The organism is Agrobacterium sp. NPDC058088 (assembly GCF_042885035.1).
GTDB lineage: Bacteria > Pseudomonadota > Alphaproteobacteria > Rhizobiales > Rhizobiaceae > Agrobacterium.
On the sequence record NZ_JBHVSU010000024.1, the window covers coordinates 1 to 4,955 of the forward strand.

Below are 4,955 nucleotides of genomic sequence, written 5' to 3' on the forward strand. Positions count from 1 at the left end.
TGCGATGCTTTCATCGTCTTCCGTTCCTTTCCCAGCCAGGAAAATGCACCGGAAAACTCTAACCAAAATTGGTCCAGTTTGAAGGGTTCAGATCATGATCGCTGCAATCATCCCGTGGCGTAAGTGAGCGATCAGGTTGAACGGTCTGGCACAAGTCGTTGTGAACTGATGGGGTTGTCTAATCGCAGCTGGGGCGTCAAAATTGAATTTGTCTGAAGATCGCTGCCGGGTGCATGGTTGTCTTCGCGGTCGACATCAGCCGCCGCATGATGAAGCTACGCAGCACGAGACTTCAATGTGGACGACGCATTCAGCTGCGATTAGACAACCCATCAGTTCACACATCCTCATGCCGTTCGAGCCACAAGAATGCGCTAGCTAATTTAAATCGTGCGGATTGACCCCGAGTAAAGCGGACGCGCTAGCGGCAATCACCTAGTAAGTTTAACGACTCCAAGAATACGGACAAACTTCCACCTTCAAATAGTTCAGCTTTTAAGCCGACTGCATTCGCAGCGTGTATGTCGGATATCTTGTCGCCCACTAGTATACTGTGTTCAAGATCGATGTTCCACTCCTGCATTAGATCAACAATCATACCGGCGTTGGGTTTTCGCCAATTTTCGTAACGCCTGTACTTCTCATCAATCGCATCCGTGAAAAACGGTGAGGCACGTTCGTCGTCTATGTGAGCGCACTGTTTTCTGAGAACGTTTTTAATATGCGCGCGCACGACATTATAGTCGTCCTCGTCGTAATAACCGCGTCCTATGCCGGACTGATTGGTGACCACAAAAACGTGGAAGTCGCGCTCATTGAAGTTTCTAATAGCGTCCGCCGCTCCCTCAATGAGGTCGATATTTTCAATTTTCCCAGGATATCCAATATCTTTTACGATAACTCCATCTCGGTCGAGAAAGAGAGCCGGTCGTCTGTTTTTCCGTTCACCGAAAAAATTGTATAATTCTTCCACTGCGCAAACAATGTGATACAAGCTGGAGGCCGGGACCGGTTCTTCAATAGTTGTCCCATTGGACGTCAATCGGTCACGCCACAATCCATCTGGAACGTCTGAGAGAAAAAGCTTGAGGCCCTTCCCAGCTTCTGCCACTTTCCCCAACGCAAATTCTCTATCATCCGGAGCGACTGAGAGTTCTGCTAAGATGAGCCAGGCTTTAATGCGTTCTGTTTGTGGCCAGAGGCGAAAACTTTTGTCCACTGGCTCTAAGTTATGATCGAGCCCATTGATTGCGATTCTGAAATTAGGACAAACGCCGTTTTCTTCTCCAATTTCAACTAGTCGGCGTGCAGCCTTCAACGCCTTCTTTTCCCCCCTTAGTTTACCCCACTTAGCTAAAAGCCACGCCCATTCAAATTGGTGCCCTGGTTCGACTGGGGCTAATGGGAAATCGTAATCCACATTCCAGTCATGGTCATAATATTCTCGGACTGCGCCTGTCTTTACGCAAATAAACCTCGAGAGGCAGAGCTCCGCTATCTCATCCGCTTGCCGTAGCCATGTGGATCGTTTGTCTTCTGGGCCAAGCTCGGCCCACGCAAGGCAGGCCTCAAGAATATGCATATGCGGATTTGAACGCAGAGGTAGTACTGAAGGTGACGCCTCTTCAAAGCCTGCGATATAATGACCCCAGCCAGTTTTCATGGCTACAAGACAAGCTACCGCCTTATCTGCGAGTTCTACTTTTTCAGGTAAAACGTGGTAGGCGGCGCAAAGGCCGAACAAAGCAAAAGCGTGGTCGTAAAGATCGAATTTTTCATTGTGCTGCCCGAACTGCAAGTCGGTGGCAGATCTGACGGAACCGTTTGGTTGAAAGCAATGTTGCCTCAGGAACCGTAGTCCATGTGCAACCGCACCCGCACTATCACCTGGCCAACCCATTCTTCCTGCGGCGGCAAAGCTAAAGATTTGGCGGCAAACCACACGGGTTCTGCGGAGGGCGTCAATTGGGTGAACGTCCTTACCGATTTTTTCGAAGAACCCGCCGCTGTCCTTGTCACACCCTACAGTACCCCACAGCGGAAAAGCACTGTTAAATAGCCACTCTCTTAATTCTACGTACTCGTTTTGGGCAAGACTAAATGCTTTTTTGCAATTGTGCGATGGATCATTCGCCACGACGCGTATTCCCTCCTTAACGGTACCGATCATCCCGCTCCAAGTAGGCTTCGACATATTCCGCAATTCCGTCCTCAAGAGATGTAGGCGGGTAATTATAACCAAGCGCCGTCACCTTAGACATGTCAGCTTGCGTAAAATACTGATATTTGTCCCGAATTGCGTTTGGCATCTCGATGAAATTGATCTTCAAATTTGACTGAATAACATTCCCAATCGCGTGGGCAACGTCTACAAAGCTTCTAGCTGTGCCTGAGCCACAGTTGAAAATGCCGCTACATGTCGGATTATTCAGGAACCACAAAATCATCGCTGTGCAGTCGCGTACATAAACAAAGTCGCGTCGCTGCTCCCCATTTGGAATGTCATCGCGGTAAGACTTGAAGAGCGATACGGTGCCGCCGGATCGAACAACGTCGTATAGTTTGCAAGCAACGCTACACATTTCGCCCTTGTGGTATTCATTAGGGCCATAGACGTTAAAAAACTTAAGTCCAACCCATTGTGGTGGCGCTAGTTCACCGCGCGTAACGCGTTCGACAAAAATGTCATCGGTCGCTTTCTTGCTCCACCCATAGGCATTTAGTGGTCGGAGATTGGCGCGGGCCGTGGAACTTTCGTCATCTTGAAAACCGCTCTCTATTCCCCCGTAGGTTGCCGCGGAAGATGCGTAGATGAACGGAACAGAGTTACTAGCACACCAGTCCCATAATTTTATGGAGTAATTGATATTTTGCTCTATCAGTTCATCGACATTGGCTTCGGTCGTTGAGGATATTGCGCCCATGTGAATAAGCGCCTTGACCGAGCTTCTGGTGGAATTAAGATAATCGAAAAGCTGATCGGGGCGAACAAATGCGGCGATATTTCTTTTGGAGAGATTCCGCCACTTCAATTCATGGCCGAACCAATCGCATACGACGATAGGCCCCATCTGGTTTCGCTCTAGCTCCGCTACAATGTTGGAGCCAATAAATCCTGCTGCGCCAGTAACAATGTACATCTTATTCAAATCCCTTGTACTTGTCTTATCGTATCTGTCGTACTTTTTCCTCTGACAATTTCACAAGTCAAAACTTTGCCACCGTGCTTTAATACGTGTTCGGCTCCAACAATTGTTTCGACCTGATAGTCCCCGCCTTTAACAAGGGTCTCTGGCGAGATAGCTTCGATCAGTTCTAGGGGGGTGTCTTGGGAGAAAACCACTACAGCGTCAACGAACGATAACGCACTGAGGAGCTCGGCCCGATCTTCTTGGCTATTTACGGGCCTGCTCTCTCCCTTTAGCCTGCGGACAGATTGATCGCTGTTTATTCCAACCACCAAACGTTCACAATGCTCACGAGCAAATTGGAGGGTCCTAATGTGACCAACGTGAAGGATGTCGAAACAACCGTTCGTGAAACCTACAGTAAGGCCTGAATCTCGCCAATCTCCCGATAGCTTAAGTATGTCATTCCATGTGCAAATTTTTGAAGTAGGTCGAACAATTCCATTTTGAGTGTCGTGCATCAACTCCGTGTGGAGATCGGCAATTGAGACCGTTGCCGTTCCTCTTCGGCCAACGACGATCCCCGCTGCTAAATTCGCTATTCGAGCCGCTTCTGAAAGGTGCAACTTACCTCCGAGGCCGACGGCGAGCGTTGCGACAACTGTGTCTCCCGCGCCAACAACGTCGAATACTTCGCGAGCATTTGAACGAATATGCAGTGGTGCTTTGCCTCGCTCAGCAAGGGTCATCCCTTTCTCAGCACGAGTAATCAAAACAGAATCTATTTCGAACCGTGAAAGAATTAGTTCGGCCGCGTCGTTGGATTCATCGTCCGAGTTTGCTTGGATTCCGGATGCTGCATAGGCTTCCCGAAGGTTCGGAGTAACGACGCTAGCGCCTGAGTAACGGGACAGGTCCGCCGTCTTCGGATCGACTATAACGGGAACCCCGTGATTTTTGCTCTCTGTCACAATAGCGCGCACAACACTCTCGCTCAGTAAGCCTTTCGCATAATCCGAAAGAACTACCGCTGAATGCAACCGTACCAAATCGCAGACTAATCGAATTATTTTCGCTTCGTCATATTTGGAGAGCGCGTCGTTATTCTCGTGGTCAACCCTCAGCATTTGTTGGTTTTGACCAAGAAACCGCATTTTAACCGTCGTCGAGCGATTGGCAAGCTCAATCAATCGGGTGTCTATTCCCTCAGATGTTTCGAGCAGCGAAGTTAATTGCGCGCCTTCTGGATCGCGGCCGATAACCCCGACCAACGTACACCTTGCACCAAGTGACGCGATGTTTCGGGCAACATTTGCAGCACCACCAGCAAAATATTGTTTTGAGTTCACGCAAAGTACAGGAACGGGACCCTCAGGAGAGATACGATTCACGTCCCCCGAAACGAAGCAATCAAGCATCACGTCGCCAAGGCATAAAACCTTAACCCCTTGGAATTTCTGCAATTCGAACATTTACTTTGAGTTCCGGATGGAGATTTAATTTTGAACAAAACCGCGTTGTCCTTTGCAGTTAACGCCGGAAATGATTGCCAGAGTTGGACATATTTTATCTGATCCCGGATTGCAACTATCGTATATCGACGATGTTGGTAATCAAAATGTTGTGGTGTAACCAGTACTGGCGACGAGCCAATCCTGCAAAGCATGAGGCTAACTGAATTGTGCTGCAAACCTTAAAGGTGGCCGAACTGAGGAAGCACACGTGTAAGATCTGAATAGCCCCGAGTTTCGTAGACACCCCCGGGTTAGATTTTCTGCTGCCTCTCGAACTCGACGGGCGACAGCATTCCGTTTCTGACGTGTTTGC

Annotated in this window: 3 protein-coding genes; all 3 read right to left on the reverse strand. The window is 48.9% G+C overall.

The genetic code is table 11. The features are described from left to right. Positions 1 to 421: 421 nt before the first annotated feature. The 3 genes from ACFVTJ_RS25275 to rfaE1 are packed head-to-tail and all read right to left on the reverse strand — an operon-like array spanning position 422 to position 4,600. On the reverse strand, positions 422 to 2,194 hold the full coding sequence (locus ACFVTJ_RS25275; RefSeq protein WP_386911255.1) for an HAD-IIIA family hydrolase: 1,773 nt from the start codon (positions 2,192 to 2,194) through the stop codon (positions 422 to 424). Beyond that, a complete protein-coding gene (gene rfaD, locus ACFVTJ_RS25280) occupies positions 2,154 to 3,140 on the reverse strand; it encodes an ADP-glyceromanno-heptose 6-epimerase (RefSeq protein ID WP_386911256.1) in 987 nt (328 codons plus the stop codon). Before rfaD ends, ACFVTJ_RS25275 begins: the two co-directional genes overlap by 41 nt. Positions 3,141 to 3,145: 5 nt before the next feature. Next, positions 3,146 to 4,600 (reverse strand): D-glycero-beta-D-manno-heptose-7-phosphate kinase, encoded by a 1,455-nt coding sequence (rfaE1, locus tag ACFVTJ_RS25285; protein WP_386911257.1) that lies wholly within the window; start codon positions 4,598 to 4,600, stop codon positions 3,146 to 3,148. Between the last annotated feature and the right edge of the window lie 355 nt (positions 4,601 to 4,955).

What these genes read in the sequence shown, in the direction of transcription:
- ACFVTJ_RS25275 (WP_386911255.1), bottom strand. Translation starts at nt 2,194, where the DNA reads ATGTCGAAGCCTACTTGGAGCGGGATGATCGGTACCGTTAAGGAGGGA.
- rfaD (WP_386911256.1), bottom strand. Translation starts at nt 3,140, where the DNA reads ATGTACATTGTTACTGGCGCAGCAGGATTTATTGGCTCCAACATTGTA.
- rfaE1 (WP_386911257.1), bottom strand. Translation starts at nt 4,600, where the DNA reads ATGTTCGAATTGCAGAAATTCCAAGGGGTTAAGGTTTTATGCCTTGGC.